Here is a 17,000-nt window from a genome sequence, read left to right on the forward strand (position 1 = left end):
ACCTCTTGGAAAACAAGTGTTCCAAGAGGTCTTATCTAGGTAGTACAAAAAAAGGATAGCCGCTACTTAATTATTTTTACAACCTTATTGATGTTTTTATTACTGAATTTTATAAAGTATATTCCTTTTGAAACATTCAGTGGAATTGATATCGTTCCGTTTTTACTCGTCACTCTATCCGAATAATACAGAGCACCCTTAACATCTCTAACAGTAATATTTACAGCTTCTGTTTCTCCAGATACATTGAAATTAACGGTATCTTCAAATGGATTTGGATATGGTGCAGAAATATTGATTTCATCTTTTTCTGGACCTTTATTTAATGGTGCACTTACCCAACCATTATCATACCAACCTTCTCCACAAATTTCTAAGTCCTCTGTTTGCTGACTTCCGTTAGTACTAAAAATTACTTTGGCACAAGTAACACCTGTTAATGTATATTCATACCAGCCATCATTATCATCGTCTGTCATCTGAACTCCTGGCCATGAAGTACTCAAAGCAGCAGCAGATGTCTCCCAATAATACAAACTAACGGTATTCCAATTTGTATTGTTATTGTTGTAATAGATTGTTAAACTATCATCAGTGACATCACCTGGACATGCCACTGGGCAATCTGGATACCAAAGATTTGTCGATGGATCATACCAACCATCTATAGTTCTATTGAGATCATCAGATTGACTTCCGTTATTGTTGTTATTAAAAACCATACCTATATTTCCTGATTCCTGAATCGCAAAGGAATACCATTGAGAACTATCCATTCTAGACATAGGCTGTCCTGGCCAGCTCCATCCTGGTAATGGCTGGTTAGTATCTTGATTAAACAAATACACATAAACATCGGACCAATTCTGAGTATTCCTGTAATGAACTGTATAGGACTGAGGTTGATTGATAATATATTCCTCGGATAGTACACTAGAAGCACCTGTATCATTATAGGCAATCGCAGATAGCGTAGTGGTTTCTGTTAATATAAGCGAATTCGAATACAAAGAACTTGAATCTGATGGTGCGGTCCCGTCTAACGTATAATAAATGACAGCTTGATTCGTAGCAGTTAAATTAACTGTTACGCTACCCTCATAAGTTCCTCCTTGAGGAGTTACAGATAATACGGGTAACTCTAATTCTCCAGGGCAATCAGAAGGACATTGATCGTACCAAACATTTTCTGATAATACGTACCATCCTTCTACATTTCTAAACTGATCATCTGATTGTTGTCCGCTTCCATTCGTAAATACCAATCCTACTTCAACTGATTCTGCAACTTCGTAGCTAAACCAAGGAGAATTTGGTGTTGGAGCCATCAATCTTCCTGGCCAATTCCATCCAGGTAATGGTGTATTATTGTTCTTGTCAAATGCGTACACATACACATCATTCCAATTGGAAGTATTCTTAAAGTACACTTTATAAGAAGGGATGTCTCCGAATGTATAATAGCGTGTTATTACGTCAGAAACATTTCCATCTGCGTCATACGCCACAACTTTTAGCTGGATTGGATCACTATCCTCATTTCCTAAATCAAATGGATTAGAGTAAACCAGACTATTTGTTGTAGGCTCTGATCCATCTATCGTATAATAAATTGTCACATCATCATTATCAGAAGTTGTTGATGCTTCTAAAACTACTTCAATAGTATCGTCATAATTTCCAGAATTAGGTTCCACAGTGAGTGTGACCTCATCACTACTGTTAAAATCACCAACATACACATGTTGAATTGGAGTCTTAAATACATTCCCTTGAGTGTCTGTAGCTTCAACATAGTAATCTACTAATACATTAGACAAACCACGAATTTCTGCATAGCATAGATCTGCTATTGCAGTAGGCTCTATAAAAAGATCTATTTCTGGATCCTGAGTGACATTATCTTTTGGAAATTCCTTTTGTGTCATCGAAATGGTATTCCAGGAACTTACTCCTTCTCCTCCAGCATAGGTGTCGTTTACATTATCCGCAATAGGATTTATACCGTCATTATCAGTTCTATATTTTAAAACTACTGAAGCCAATCCACTTACATCATGAGCAAATGTCCATACATGAAAATCAGAAGAATTTTGAACTTCCTGATACGCATATATTGGGCCAAAACCTTTACCACCAGGATTGTAAGGAAATCTTTGAGGAATAAAAACAGAAGGCGGCGTATTATCTTGATTGATAGATCCTCCTAGCGCATCTAAAGCATGTTCAATAGCAATATTACCAGCTAAGGTTTGCTTTACCTCCATATCGATTGCTTTACCATAGTACATATAACCACTGGTCAGCGATGGTAAAAAGAAATGCCATGCTTTTTCTGCACTGGAAGCGCCAAATGATGGATCAATTATTTTTGCTATATCTACTCCATTACTATTATCTTCTGCCATTAATACATAATTTTCTGCAGCAGTAATCACCGCCCAGTTTCTAGCATCTTCTGTCCATCCATCAGGATTAAATCGATAATTAGTAGTATCATATAAAGGCCATAACCAGTTAATAAATTGTGGATGCCCCCAATCATTGGCTGCATTTACCCAAGAACCATCTTCTACTTTTACGATATCATTTTCAGGAACTGGGTAAGAATTTAAAAATTGCTGAATGGTAGTTGGGTCATACCCTTTAGACGCTGCCTCATTAGCGAAACCTGGAACAGATTCCTGATAATAACTATCTCCACCACCCCAAGCATTATCACCATCATGTGCTAATAAAACAATGGAGGGTTGACTCGCATTACTAAATGGTGCAATATTAGCATCAATCTCTCCTGTACCCATAGAACTAAATCCATTCTGATAACTAAGTAAATCAGCCATAGGAACTACGTCCATCTTATAAGTTTGTCCTGTTTCTGGATCTATGTATTGCGCTTTATGTGCCTGATAACAATATGGAGCAGCAAAGGTACCACCTCTACCATCTATTTGTCCTTTCCACCAGTTATTACCATTCGTAGCTACCTTATCCGCAGCATTTGGCGGATCAATATTAACTCCAGAAGTACCATAATCTAATGGATAATCATTTAGCGTTCTTGATAGATGGCTATTTGCGATAACCGACCATTGGAAACCTTCTTCTACCAATACTTTGATTATTCTTTCAGAAAAAGAACACTCAGCTGGCCAAAATCCTTTAGAATATTCACCTCCAAAAGTTTGATCGGTGATATATCGATGTGTTTTCAATTCCATTCTCAGGGCTCTTTCGCTAATTAAAGGAGCCAAAGCATGATGAAATGTAAAACCAGTTAGATCCATTCTGGGTTGTCCCCCAGAAGTTTTCCAGCTTTTTGCTTCGATAAAATCATTTTGCCAGCCTTGATTATATCCCCAAACTCCTGCATTTGCCAAACTATTTACATTTTCTATCAAACAACCAGAATAATTTACTTGTGCACCTCCATTCGGTAACCCTAATAAGGTTTGAACAGAATTCTTAGGTCCGTATTGGTAGGCTTTTACTCGATCATACTTCCCAAAAATTTCTTCTAAATCGTTTAGTGGATGACTAATCCCATCCGCATATATATTCCAAGAATCACCTGATATTTTTAAATTATGTGATTCTAAAACCGTTTGATACCGATTAGGGTTTTCTTTACTTTTCTCTGCCCAATAAATGGGTTGTTGCATGTGCCATAAATAAGAAGTGTGGACTTGCTGTGCTATCATTCCAGAATAAAAGAATAATAACAACAAAAATAGATTAGTGTTTTTCATGAATCTTGTGTGTGTGTGTGTGTGTTATACAATTAAAAAATGCTGTAAAAACAGCTTACGTATATTCCAAAACTATCTTCCCAAACAATAGTTTTCCAAGATTCTATACTCATAATAAACATTCATAAAAAGGATATTTATTATGATCCCATCAAACGAAAATTGTAGTAAACAAACAGTCCCATTTGATCCATGTCTATAACAGCAACAACACTTCTCAACAAGACTGTTAAATACTCAATTTTTTAATAGTTATTTGATGATATTTTCAAAAGTAGGTAATAAAAAAAGCAAACTCTATAATTAGAATTCACTCAAACGATATAGTGTTAATAAAAAACTAAAAAATCCCCGAAATCTTCATTAATCAGATTTACTTCATTCCATAAAAAAAGCTGCATTAAAAAAAATGCAGCTTTTTTGATATTCTAGAAATAGACTTTTCTATGATTCTTCTTCAGTCTTTTTCTTTTCTTTTAAACCTACTTTACTTACAGTATCGAACATTACTGGAGTAGCAATGAACAAAGAAGAGTAGGTTCCTACTAGTACACCTATGATTAATGAGAACATAAATCCTCGTAAAGGCTCTGCAAAAATAAAGATCGCTATTAATACTAATAAGGTTGTTAACGAAGTATTTAATGTACGACTTAACGTACTGTTTAACGCTCCATTAATATTCTTATTTAACGGCCATGTAGTGTGCTCCGCGAAATATTCACGGATTCTATCAAATACAACCACGGTATCATTCAGCGAGTATCCAATTACAGTTAGAATAGCTGCAATAAACGCTTGGTCGATTTCCATATTAAATGGCATAAACTTCCAAGTAAGTGAGAATACACCTAACACTACCAATACATCGTGGAAAACTGCCGCTACCGCACCTAAACTAAACTGCCATCTTCTAAATCTAAATAAGATATATAAGAAAACTACAATTAAAGATCCTATAACAGAAACAAAGGCTGCTTGTTGAATATCATCCGCTATCGTAGGTCCAACCTTCATCGAACGCATAATACCTACTTGCTTATCTTCATCTCCATTAGAAAATTCTTCGTAGCTCATATTATCAGGCAAGTGAGATTTTAAAGACTTAAATAACAAATCAGAAATTTCTGAATCTACAGCTTCTCCCGATTCGTTAATCTTATATTTTGTAGTAATTTTTAACTGATTTTTTGCACCAAGTGTTTTTGCTTGTGCACTTCCGAATACGGCTACTAAATCCTTTTCTACATCTGTAGGGACTACATCCTTAGCAAAACGAACAGTATATGTTCTACCTCCTACGAAATCAACACCTTTATCTAAACCTTGTCCTGGTGTTAATAAAGAAACAAGTCCTGCAACTACGATAATACCAGAAATAATATAAGCTACTTTTCTCTTCTTTAAGAAATCAATATTTACATTTTTAAATAAATTCTTAGTAGCTGCTGTAGAGAATGCCAATTCTTTACCATTTCTACCATATCCATCGATGAACAATCTAGTGATGAAAATCGCAGTAAATAAAGATGTAAGAATACCAATTAATAAAGTAGTTGCGAATCCTTTAATAGGTCCTGTACCAAAGAATAAAAGAATTAAACCAGTTAAACCTGTAGTAATGTTTGCATCTAAAATCGAAGATAACGCATTGCTAAAACCATCTTTAATCGCATCTACTTGTGATTTACCTTTGGCTAGCTCTTCTTTAATTCTTTCGAAGATCAGTACGTTCGCATCCACAGACATACCTATGGTTAATACGATACCTGCAATACCTGGTAATGTTAACACAGCTTTTAATCCAGCTAATACTCCAAATATGAATAGAATATTTACTACCAAAGCAACATCCGCGAAAGCACCTGCTTTTCCATAATAAAAAATCATCCAGATTAAAATCAATACCAATGCAATTCCGAAAGACATGATACCACTATCGATTGCTTCTTGCCCTAATGACGGCCCTATAACTTCACTCTGAATAATATCCGCTGATGCTGGTAATTTACCTGCTCTTAATACATTTGCCAAATCTTGTCCTTCTTCTACCGTAAAATCTCCAGAGATCTCACTTCTTCCTCCTGTAATAGCTCCTTTAGAAACACCAGGCGCAGAGTATACAATATCATCTAATACAATCGCAATCTGACCTCTTGTTTGAGAAGCTCTTCCGGTCATTTCTGCCCATTTCTTAGCTCCTTTACCATCCATCTGCATCGTCACCACTACATTATTAAGTTGGTCATAGGTCTGTGCAGCGTCGGTAATAACACCTCCACTTAATTCTGGAGTATTATCACGATTTCCTTTAAGAGCATATAAATCTACCCTATCTTCCTCTTTTGCTTGTTTACTCCAAGCAAACTTTACAAATCTTAATGATTGTGGTAATAAAGCTCTAATATCTTTTCTATCTAGATACGAGTTAAACTGCTTCACATCATTTACCGCTACAGAAACTAGCGCGCCAGGAACAGAAGGAGGACCAATTAAATCATTAATAGGATTTACCTGCGCTTCAACATCTGTAGAATCTTCAGAATCCGCTAATAATTTTTCGATTTCTGCATCTGCATCTGTCTGTGTACTATCTGACTGAGCAATATTTACTTCGGTACTATCAGTTTTTACTGTATCTGCAACTTTTTCAGATACTACTTCTTCTTTCTCAGTAGTTTTATTTTCTTTTGCTTCTAATTCTTTCTTAAGCTTATCATTCATTCTTCCTAAGAAGATTCCTAATTCTTGAGAGTTTTCAACATCCCAGAATTCTAATTGAGCTGTACTCTGTAAAAGTTTCTTTACACGATCAACATCTTTAGCTCCTGGAAGTTCTACCAAAATACGACCAGACTCTCCTAAACGCTGAATATTTGGTTGTGTAACCCCAAACTTATCAATACGCTTACGTAATACTTCGAATGCTGATGTTACCGATTCGTCGATTTTTGTTCTTAATATAGGCTTTACTAGATCATTAGACATATCAAAAGTGATATCATCACTTAAGTTTTTATTCGCAAAAATATCTGGAGATGCTAACTGAGCATCAGGAATATTTTCAAACTCTGTAAAAAAGTCATCTACATAGGTATTCTGACTATCTTTCTGAGTTTCATCAGTAGCATCTAATGCCTGAATGAATGCTGGGTTTTTAGATTTATTTGCTAATCCTTCTAAAATATCTCTTACTGATATTTGAAGAATTACATTGATTCCTCCTTTAAGATCAAGACCTTTATTTAATTCTTTTGTTTTTGCTTCGTTATAACTAAAATTCGCAAAAATCGGATCCTTTCCGATTGAATCTAAATACTCTTTTTGAGCTGTTTCTCTAAGTTTAGAGTAATTCTCTACTGTTTCTGGATACTTATTTATCGCAAAAACTTCAGCTTCTTTTTCTTTTGTGTATGTTAAATATGTAAACGATAACTGGTAAAGACATACCAATCCAAATATAATCGCAAACACTCTAACAAGTCCTTTATTTTGCATTGTGGTTTATTTTGGTCAACCCACCAAATGTTTCGAACATTCTTCTGAGATTGACAATTGTTAGTATATTAAAAAGGTAATTCAACTAGGTCTGAATATGACGTAGTTATTAGGTTTTAGCTACTAATGTAGTATCAAAATCTACTATTTAGCTATTTTTTATATTTTTAGAAATTTGGTAAACAGTGCATTTCTAAACTAAGAAATAGGTCCTGCTCTTACCTCTGGAATTTTATAAGAAGTATTATCTATTGCGATAGCAATCGCACTATGTACTTTCTGTGCTAATTGTATAAATCGGTTGATCGCCTCATCAGCGTTTTCATTCACAAAACTATAAGAAACACCTGAAGCTCTATCTTGCTTTTGTTCTAATTCTAAAACGTGAATCCCACTAAAACCTGAATCGTTATCGGTACTTTTCTGAATTTTATAAACAGCTACATGATAGTCTGAAGATTCTTTATCAAAAGGAATTTTAGAATCATTAGAACCGTTTTTATCAAATAGAATATGATTCCAAGAAATATGATTCTCGACGAGTATTTGCTGTATGCTTTCTACATCGGCATCGCTGTAATAAGAAATTCTTAGTTTACCGTTATGAAGTTCATTGGATATTCTGGTGTTTTTTACACCAATAGATGCTAACTGTTTTTTTACAGTTTTTACTGCATTTTCAGCTTCTTGTGACGATACAGTAACATTTCTAAAGTCAAGAACAATCTCTTGATTAGGCACGACAGTTTGCCCTTGCATTACTACTAGTAACGCAAAAGCTGAAATCAACAATCCGAAGTACCATTCTTTCTTCATGGTCGCAAATATAGAAAAATTAAAACTTCATTTCTAAAGTCCTAAAAAAATATCTTAAAACAAACAAAATAATATAAAGTTCCAATGTTTATTTTATCTCTTCAACATTAAAACTCAAAACTTTCAACTTTGGAATTTCTCCTGACATTAAGATATTAGCAAAATCTTGAGTTTGCTCAACAGTAAAATCACCCGATATTTCAGATCGACCGCCTTGTATTGGACCTGAAATAACTCCAGGAGCACTATACACTTGATCATTTAAAACAATTGCAATATTAGATCTCTGCTGAAAAGCTCTTTCCGTTAAATCTGCCCATTTCTCACTACCTTCTTCGTTCATTTGCATCGAAATTACAGGTATATTTAATTCATTATATCTGGTAAAAGCATTTACCACAACATCTCCATGTAAAGCCGCCTGATTTTGATTATTCTGTCTAAGAGCATACAAAGGAAAATAACCAGTACCCTTTTCTTGGATACCCCACAAGAACTTTACATATCGTCTTTTCACTGGTAGTTTAGATTCTGCAGCTTTAATAGAAAGAAATTTGTTTATTCTAGTAGTATCTTTTGCTACCACTGATAGCAAATTAGGCATTGCTGGATTTGTTCCTCCTTTAATTAGTTCAAACAAGGGCTCTATCGCTGAATCATCATTTTTAGCTAATTCATTCACTTCCATAAGAAAAGGCACTATATCCTTTTTCTTATATACTTCATAAAACTCTAACTTCCCGGGATTTAAAATATACTTTTTAAACCTATCAGATTCGTAATGAGTAGCCGCAGTAATTTGAATCTTTGTAGTATTTAAACTTACTACTTCATACTGACTTGTAATTTTCTGCAATCTTCTCTTAAAAGTTTCTACGGTTTCATGTATCTGTTGCTCTTTTAAACTCTTATCCTGAAGTTCAATTATTAACTCTACAGTTTTATCTGGTTTTGGACCAAAATTACAAGCAGACAAGATTAAAAAAAACAGGATTATTTTAATAAATTTCATGGAAGTTTGAATTATGATATAGAAAACATAAAGACTTTTAAAAAGAAAGAGCTACTATTTAAGACAGTAGCTCTTTCCTAATATATTCGATTAAAACAGATTATAACTCTAACAATCCATTTGTCTTTTTAACTCCTTCTGCACTTTCTGCAAGTTTTGCTTTTTCAGCATCATTAAGCTCGATCTCTACGATTTTTTCGATTCCATTTCTACCCAATACTACAGGTGCACCGATACAAAGATCATTTAATCCATATTCTCCTTCTAACAATGCTGAACAAGGGAAAATCTTTTTCTGATCACAAGCAATTGCCTGTACCAAACCAGATACCGCAGCTCCTGGAGCATACCAAGCAGAAGTTCCTAACAATCCAGTAAGCGTAGCTCCACCAACCTTAGTATCTGCTGCTACTTTTTCTAAACGTTCTTCAGAAATAAATTCTGAAACAGGCACACTATTTCTTGTAGCTAATCTAGTAAGAGGAACCATTCCTTTATCACTATGACCTCCGATTACCATTCCGTCTACATCAGAAATAGGCGCTTCTAATGCTTCTGCTAATCGATACTTAAAACGTGCGCTATCTAAAGCACCACCCATACCTATAATTTTGTTTTTAGGAAGATCAGTAGTTTTATGTACAAGATACGTCATCGTATCCATAGGATTACTTACTACAATGATAATAGCATTTGGAGAATGCTCAATTAAACTAGAAGAAACTGATTTTACAATTCCTGCATTAATACCTATTAACTCTTCTCTAGTCATTCCTGGTTTACGAGGAATTCCAGAAGTTATTACAGCAATATCACTTCCTGCAGTTTTAGAATAATCATTTGTAGTTCCTGTTATTTTAGTATCAAATCCATTTAAAGAAGCGGTTTGCATCAAGTCCATTGCTTTACCTTCTGCATATCCTTCTTTGATATCTAACAACACTACTTCTGAAGCAAAATTCTTTATGGCAATATACTCTGCACAACTTGCACCTACTGCACCAGCTCCTACTACTGTAACTTTCATTATTTTAATATAATTTTGATTAATATTATCCTAGTGTATTGAATTTCTTCAATATCAGCGCGAAAATACGAATTCTTTAACGATTTTGTTTGTGAATTCTTAGTTAAATTACCAACCAAAATTCATACCTATAGAAAGGTTTTGATAGTTCTGTAATGTGTAATCCAAATTAGCTCTAAAGAAACCTAATTTCACATTTACTCCTAGCGTTGCTTTTAGTCCTGAAGTTTTATTGTCTACAGAAATCGGATCAACAACAGTTTGTGATGCTAATGGACCACTTTGCACCTCATAAGACCCTAAGACATCGGCAGTACTATTACCTGTATAAAAACCAAAACCTCCATAGAGATTAACTTTGGAAAATTTGGTAGAAATAATTCCACTAACCAACCACGAATTTGATTTTAATCTAATTTCTTGATCATTACCTTCTGTTTCACTATCTGCAGCAAAATCATAAAACCCTCTGACATTGGTATACCCTACGAGTCCAGAGAATCTAAAAGGAAGCCTTTTCCAAGAAAAAATCCAATCTGTAAATTCATGTTGTACCGCTAATCCATATAGAAATACTTCTGTATTTTCTCTAACAGCTATTTTTGGTAAGAATCTTGCTTTTACTTCTGTACTTCTAGAAACTCCAATAGAACCTTGCAAAAAACCTGTAGGCGCAATATTTACTTCTTGCCCCCCAATTCCGTCTGGAAGCGTTACCTCTACTTGCGCTAATTGCCCTTGATTTAATACCACAACAATATCTCCACGATTCCCTCCAAAAGCATTAGCTACCTCCTGACTCGCCGGCCCTTCTCGAAATGCTACTCCATCATATTCTGCCGTATTTAGAATAAACGATTGTTTTTCTTCTCTCACAAAAGACAAATTACCCACAAAACCTACTTCGAAACGCCATAGTTTTTTAACCTGTGCACTCTTATACCAACCATTAGACATACTATTAACTAATACCTCTCCTCCTGGAGCAAAATAGTCGGTACTAAAGCGCTGTGCATTTTGTATACCAAGTTCTAGTAATTGATCGACATTAGTTTGTGCATAAGATACTTTGAGCACAAGCATTAAACAAAAGAGTAAAGTTTTTTTCATCTGTTTGTATCTATGGTTTTCTATAATCCGATAAAATTAACAGAACCAAACATTTAAAAATATGGAAGTCTGGCACGTTCATTTCTTTAGATTTGGGTTTTAATAGGCGCAACAATATATAAAAAAATCCGCTATACATGGTATAACGGATTTCGTTCTAAATTATTTAGCAAATACTATCTGATTATTTTCATATACCTGTTGATATAATAAAATATATAAATATTAACTTCCTTTCGGATTATACCCAATCTTAAAACAAACTCCTGACTCAAAATATAAAACCCTTATTGATTTATACTTTTATCTCCTTTAATCCAATCTTCTAGTTCTTTACGCCTATAATTGGATACTGGTAATGTTTTATTATTATCCATTATCAAAAATCCACCATCCTGTCGATTGATCTCTCTTAGATATCTCAAATTTATTAGCACTGAAGGATGTACTCTAAAAAAGCCATATTTTTTTAATTTTACTTCATAATGCTTCAGGTTTCTGCTCACCAATAAAGTATTTAAATTAGTACAATGAATATTAGTATAGCTACCATCTGCAATCAAATGGGTAATTTCGTGTGGTTCTACTAACCTAAAGCCGTTTTGAATAGGAAATGCTATTTTTGGAGCACCTTTATTTACGTTTTGATCAACCTGATCATTTGTTAAATCAGAAATCGATCGATTATATATTATTTTTTCTTGTATTCTCCTAATTGCATCTTGTAAACCCGATATTGATACTGGTTTTAATAAATAGTCAGTTGCTTTAAGACTAAATGCTTTTAGAGCGAACCCCTCATCACCAGTTACAAAAATGATTTCAAAATCAATTTCTTTTAAACTATCTAGCAAAGTAAAAATAGTGTCATCTCTTATATGAATGTCTAAAAAAACTAGGTCTGGTTTTTTTATATCTATTAACTTTTTTGCTTTTTTTAGATTTTCTGCTTTCCCAATAATAGCAACTTCTGGACAGAATTTAAGTAACAATATATTCAATGCCTCTAAACTGTTATTCTCATCATCTACAATAATAGTCCTGATTTTTAACATAATAACATCTCTTTTTTTTTGCATAAAGATAAAGTAAAGCTAAAACAACTCTTGTCTCTTTTTATTGCCTAATATTTTAGAACTAAACTATATATCATCAAATCACCTAAAGTTTTTTTTTCAAAGACAAGAAAAAATAATTCTTTTTTCATTGTATGAACTTCTTACGAATAACAACTTGTTAGACATGTATTTACTGGCTAAAAGACAGATCTTCGGTAAAATTATAGATCAATTATTCTAACAAATGAATTAGATTAATTAATAAATGAACTGAAATAGGACATTCGTCAATTACCCCCTAAAAGAGGAGCATGATTAAAATACCTTTATATCGTCTTAATTAAATAAACTTTTAAAACTTAAAATCATGAAAACTAAATTTTTCACCTTAATTGCCGCTTTCTTACTTACTTTGTCTGCACAAGCTACATGTACAGTAACAACAGATTGTGGAACTTACACTTTTGAAGATGCTACCAGTATCAGCACTAGTGTTACTTCTGTAAATGGAGAATCCACTTTAATTGTCAAAAATCAAAATGGAGTTGTACTACTTAGATTAGAGGATTGTGGGACTAGTGTATCTTCAAACTGTAGCTCTTCTGGGAATGATGGAGACGGAGACCTTGATATTTGTGACGTTATTCCTGATTTCTTAAAGCCATTCTTCGATTGCGAATAAGCTATTTAAGACGAAGTTAGCTTAAAACCGCGACTATGGAGAAAATTAAAGTATCCCTAGTCGCGTTTTTTATAAAATAAATATTCAGTAAAATATTTAGAATTAGCTCCATTTCAATTTATCACATAATCACGCTTTAGTTTTAACATCCCTTTCTACGAAAGTTACTTTATTTTATACATTTCAAAACACTTAAATCAATATTGATGCACTTGGTTATTACAACCACAATGCAAATCCATGACAACTATAATTCCTACGCTTTTCTATTCTCAATTAAATTTTCACAAACCGCAACAGAATTATCATTACCAATTCCCTTAAGGAAATTAAAAAATCCGCTATACGTGGTATAACGGATTTCGTTCTAAATTATTTAGCAATATTTATATTAGGCATCAATGTTTGCGTATACTGCATTTTTCTCGATAAATTCTCTTCTTGGTGGAACTTCATCCCCCATTAGCATAGAAAATATTCTATCTGCCTCTGTTAAATTATCTATAGTTACTTGACGCATTGTTCTATACTCAGGATTCATAGTAGTATCCCAAAGCTGTTCTGCATTCATCTCTCCAAGACCCTTATATCGCTGAATCTTAGTATTATCACCAAACTCTTTAACAATTCGATCACGTTGATCATCATTCCAAGCATATTGCTTTTTAGCACCTTTCTTCACCAAATATAGAGGTGGTGCTGCTATATAAATATGTCCTGCTTCTATCAATTCTTTCATGTAGCGGAAAAAGAATGTTAGAATCAGTGTAGAAATGTGACTACCATCGACATCCGCATCACACATAATTACAATTTTGTGATAACGAAGCTTCGACAGGTTAAGTGCTTTACTGTCCTCTTCTGTTCCGATAGTAACACCTAATGCTGTAAAAATATTCTTAATCTCTTCATTTTCGAATACTTTGTGATGCATTGCCTTTTCTACATTCAGGATTTTACCTCTTAAAGGTAATATCGCCTGAAACATTCTATCACGACCTTGTTTAGCAGTTCCACCTGCAGAATCACCCTCCACAAGGAACACTTCACATAACGCAGGATCTTGCTCCGAACAATCAGAAAGCTTACCAGGAAGCCCTCCGATACTCATTACGGTTTTACGCTGCACCATTTCACGCGCCTTTTTAGCAGCGTGTCTGGCTTGAGCAGCTAAAATTACTTTCTGAACGATCGTCTTAGCATCATTTGGATGTTCTTCCAAATAATTTTCTAACATTTCAGATACCGCCTGAGAAACGGCCGAAGTAACCTCTCTGTTTCCAAGTTTCGTTTTTGTTTGTCCTTCAAATTGAGGCTCTGCTACTTTTACAGAAACAATTGCAGTTAAACCTTCTCTAAAATCATCACCAGCTACCTCAAACTTTAGCTTATCCAGCATTCCAGAAGCATCTGCATATTTCTTTAATGTAGAAGTTAATCCTCTTCTAAAACCAGAAAGATGCGTACCTCCTTCATGTGTATTAATATTATTTACATAGGAGTGAAGGTTTTCAGCATAGGAATCGTTATAGATCATAGCAACTTCTACAGGAATATCATTCTTTTCACCTTCCATAGAAATGACATCACCAATAATAGCATTACGACTTCCGTCTAAGAATTTTACAAATTCTTTTAATCCCTCTTCTGAATGAAAAGTTTCAGACACAAAATTACCATCATCATCTGTATGGCGTTTATCTGTAAGATTGATCGTAATTCCTTTATTAAGATATGCCAATTCTCGCATACGACTCGCTAAAGTATCATAATTGTATTCTAAGGTCTGCTGAAAAATAGTAGCATCCGGCTTAAAGGTTACTATAGTACCGTTAAAATCAGTATCACCTGTAGACTTTACGGGATATAATGGCTTTCCTCTCTCATATTCTTGTTCCCATATTTTACCATCCTTATGTACAATCGCATGTAAATGATCAGAAAGTGCATTCACACAGGAAACCCCTACTCCATGCAAACCTCCCGATACTTTATAGGAGTCTTTATCAAATTTACCTCCTGCACCAATTTTGGTCATTACCACTTCTAATGCAGAAACTCCTTCTTTTTTATGAATTCCGACTGGAATACCACGACCATTATCTTTGGTCGTTATAGAATTATCTTCGTTTATAGTAACATCGATAGCATCACAATGACCTGCTAGTGCTTCATCGATGGAATTATCTACTACTTCATATACCAAATGGTGCAAACCTCTTACGCCAACATCACCTATATACATCGATGGACGCATCCTCACGTGCTCCATTCCTTCTAATGCCTGAATACTATCGGCTGAATAATTATTTTTCTTTGCTTCTTCGCTCATAAATCAGCTATATTAATTACAATTTTTTGGTCAACAAACAAAGATAAAAAAACAGTCAAATGTTCAAAGCGTTTTAGAAAGTATGATTTAAAGAGTTATCAACAATTAGTTAAGAACAAGACCAGAAAAAACAAAAAACCTCTTAAAAGCGTTAAAAATAGCCTTAAAATGGATTTAAGATTAAATTAATAATTGATCAATTAACACACCATTCAACACAAAACTCTGTAAATAAACATTTTAATTCCTTTTTATTGTAAAAAAACAACATCTCCAAACTTAGAAAAATTAAATCCTAAATTACTGATTTTATAAAAAACAAAGAGAAGATTCAGCAAACTTACACGATTTCTCATTCACTACCTACGAATACTAAAACATACTTCAAATCGACCTTGTTTACTACAATATAAACTCTCTGCAACGTTAAGTGCTATAGCAAAATGCTACAAATAATTTTAAAATAACTACACACTCAACTTTTATTAAAATGAAAACAAAACATTTAATCAACTTAGGAAGAGCTGCTTTTATAGGTCTTGGAATCTTAGCAAGTTCTTGTACAAATGAAAGTTTTGACGAAATCACGAGTAGTCAAGAAACTGAAGTTGTAAAAAAATTCTTTAATGATGATGTTGTTATCGTAGAAGATCTAAAAAATGGTACTTTTTTAAGCGGAGATATCATTTATGAATCAAGACAATTAACAGATCAAAAAGTCGGCTACAACGCTAATCCAGAACCCAATGAAGATTTAGATGAAAAGTTAGGCTTTTACCGAGGTGTACAAAAATGGCCAAACAACACCATTATTTACGTTTTAGACAATAGCCTTACCAACAATCAGATACAAGTAACCCTAAACTCGATGAGAGAATGGTCTACAAAAACCAATATCCGATTTAAAGAACGTACTAATGAAAGCTATTACGTTACTATCATAAATAATGGACAGTCTTGTAACTGTGGAAGCGCTAATTTAGGAGTAAACGGAAATAGAGGAAGAATAAATATTGGTACAGGAACTAGCGAAGTTGTAATGATCCATGAAATCGGTCATACTCTGGGATACATTCATGAACAAACCAGATCAGACAGAGACAATTATGTAAGAATACTGTTTGAAAACATACAAGATGGAGCAGAAAGTCAATTTAGAAAGAATGAAAACTCCTTGAACCTTGGAGAGTTCGACATCAAATCTACTATGATGTACGGAGCTTACACTTTTAGTAAAAATGGTCAGCCAACCATAGTACAATTAGATGGCACTACACACCCAAGAAGACGAGCAGAATTATCCGCTGGAGATATTTCAGGAACAAATGAAGCATACCCTTCTGGTGACGGAGATGGCGGTGACGGCGGCGATGGAGATGGTGATGGAAACGAAAATGACATCTGCGATGGTATAGACGAATGGTCTCCAAATATTAGATATAGCGTTGGAGATAAGGTTACTTACCAAGGTTTCTTATATGAAAGAGATTTTTACTCATGGAATCGATTAGGAGAATGTGGAACTTCGCAACCTGCAGATATCTGTGAAGGTATTGATCCTTATAGCAGCAATAGAAGCTATTCCCCTGGTGATCAAGTTACGTATAATGGTTACTTATATCTTTTACAAGACAATAGAAGATGGTCTAACCAAGGAAGATGCGGTAATTAATTAAAACCACGCACTATACATAACAAAAACCCCAAGAATGCAAT

10 protein-coding genes are annotated in these 17,000 nt (G+C 34.1%); 2 read left to right on the plus strand and 8 right to left on the minus strand.

Annotation, left to right across the window (positions count from 1 at the left end; genetic code table 11):
* Window positions 1–62: 62 nt before the first annotated feature.
* From ACWNT5_RS19235 to ACWNT5_RS19265, 7 genes are all read right to left on the minus strand, one after another.
* Complete coding sequence (locus ACWNT5_RS19235) at window positions 63–3,749, minus strand: starch-binding protein (protein WP_456518307.1); 3,687 nt, start codon at window positions 3,747–3,749, stop codon at window positions 63–65.
* Window positions 3,750–4,193: 444 nt separating this feature from the next.
* The gene (gene secDF, locus ACWNT5_RS19240; RefSeq protein WP_456518308.1) at window positions 4,194–7,247 is read right to left on the minus strand and encodes a protein translocase subunit SecDF; all 3,054 of its coding nucleotides are present in this window, start codon (window positions 7,245–7,247) and stop codon (window positions 4,194–4,196) included.
* Between the two features lie 198 nt (window positions 7,248–7,445).
* Window positions 7,446–8,063 (minus strand): hypothetical protein, encoded by a 618-nt coding sequence (locus tag ACWNT5_RS19245; protein ID WP_456518309.1) that lies wholly within the window; start codon window positions 8,061–8,063, stop codon window positions 7,446–7,448.
* An 88-nt stretch (window positions 8,064–8,151) separates the two neighbouring features.
* Window positions 8,152–9,075 (minus strand): SecDF P1 head subdomain-containing protein, encoded by a 924-nt coding sequence (locus ACWNT5_RS19250; RefSeq protein ID WP_456518310.1) that lies wholly within the window; start codon window positions 9,073–9,075, stop codon window positions 8,152–8,154.
* A 100-nt stretch (window positions 9,076–9,175) separates the two neighbouring features.
* Window positions 9,176–10,102, minus strand: a complete 927-nt coding sequence (mdh, locus tag ACWNT5_RS19255) for a malate dehydrogenase (protein WP_299610214.1) — start codon at window positions 10,100–10,102, stop codon at window positions 9,176–9,178.
* A gap of 108 nt (window positions 10,103–10,210) precedes the next feature.
* Window positions 10,211–11,212 (minus strand): DUF6588 family protein, encoded by a 1,002-nt coding sequence (locus ACWNT5_RS19260; RefSeq protein WP_456518311.1) that lies wholly within the window; start codon window positions 11,210–11,212, stop codon window positions 10,211–10,213.
* 287 nt (window positions 11,213–11,499) lie between these two features.
* The gene (locus ACWNT5_RS19265; protein ID WP_456518312.1) at window positions 11,500–12,291 is read right to left on the minus strand and encodes a LytR/AlgR family response regulator transcription factor; all 792 of its coding nucleotides are present in this window, start codon (window positions 12,289–12,291) and stop codon (window positions 11,500–11,502) included.
* 346 nt (window positions 12,292–12,637) lie between these two features.
* Between ACWNT5_RS19265 and ACWNT5_RS19270 the strand changes: the two genes are divergently transcribed.
* Window positions 12,638–12,952 carry a hypothetical protein gene (locus ACWNT5_RS19270; protein ID WP_456518313.1) on the plus strand — a complete coding sequence of 105 codons (315 nt, stop codon included), beginning with the start codon at window positions 12,638–12,640 and terminating at the stop codon, window positions 12,950–12,952.
* Between the two features lie 391 nt (window positions 12,953–13,343).
* On the opposite strand, the gene gyrB is transcribed toward ACWNT5_RS19270, so the two are convergent.
* Entirely contained in the window at window positions 13,344–15,284 is a 1,941-nt protein-coding gene (gyrB, locus tag ACWNT5_RS19275; RefSeq protein ID WP_299610219.1) for a DNA topoisomerase (ATP-hydrolyzing) subunit B, read from the minus strand.
* A 490-nt stretch (window positions 15,285–15,774) separates the two neighbouring features.
* On the opposite strand from gyrB, the gene ACWNT5_RS19280 reads away from it, so the two are divergent.
* Window positions 15,775–16,956, plus strand: a complete 1,182-nt coding sequence (locus tag ACWNT5_RS19280) for a M12 family metallopeptidase (RefSeq protein WP_456518314.1) — start codon at window positions 15,775–15,777, stop codon at window positions 16,954–16,956.
* Window positions 16,957–17,000: the final 44 nt, after the last annotated feature.

This window comes from Aquimarina sp. 433 (assembly GCF_054054605.1).

Bases quoted from the DNA above. Each gene is read 5' to 3' on its own strand.
- ACWNT5_RS19235 (WP_456518307.1), bottom strand. From the start codon at position 3,749: ATGAAAAACACTAATCTATTTTTGTTGTTATTATTCTTTTATTCTGGA.
- secDF (WP_456518308.1), bottom strand. From the start codon at position 7,247: ATGCAAAATAAAGGACTTGTTAGAGTGTTTGCGATTATATTTGGATTG.
- ACWNT5_RS19245 (WP_456518309.1), bottom strand. From the start codon at position 8,063: ATGAAGAAAGAATGGTACTTCGGATTGTTGATTTCAGCTTTTGCGTTA.
- ACWNT5_RS19250 (WP_456518310.1), bottom strand. From the start codon at position 9,075: ATGAAATTTATTAAAATAATCCTGTTTTTTTTAATCTTGTCTGCTTGT.
- mdh (WP_299610214.1), bottom strand. From the start codon at position 10,102: ATGAAAGTTACAGTAGTAGGAGCTGGTGCAGTAGGTGCAAGTTGTGCA.
- ACWNT5_RS19260 (WP_456518311.1), bottom strand. From the start codon at position 11,212: ATGAAAAAAACTTTACTCTTTTGTTTAATGCTTGTGCTCAAAGTATCT.
- ACWNT5_RS19265 (WP_456518312.1), bottom strand. From the start codon at position 12,291: ATGCAAAAAAAAAGAGATGTTATTATGTTAAAAATCAGGACTATTATT.
- ACWNT5_RS19270 (WP_456518313.1), top strand. From the start codon at position 12,638: ATGAAAACTAAATTTTTCACCTTAATTGCCGCTTTCTTACTTACTTTG.
- gyrB (WP_299610219.1), bottom strand. From the start codon at position 15,284: ATGAGCGAAGAAGCAAAGAAAAATAATTATTCAGCCGATAGTATTCAG.
- ACWNT5_RS19280 (WP_456518314.1), top strand. From the start codon at position 15,775: ATGAAAACAAAACATTTAATCAACTTAGGAAGAGCTGCTTTTATAGGT.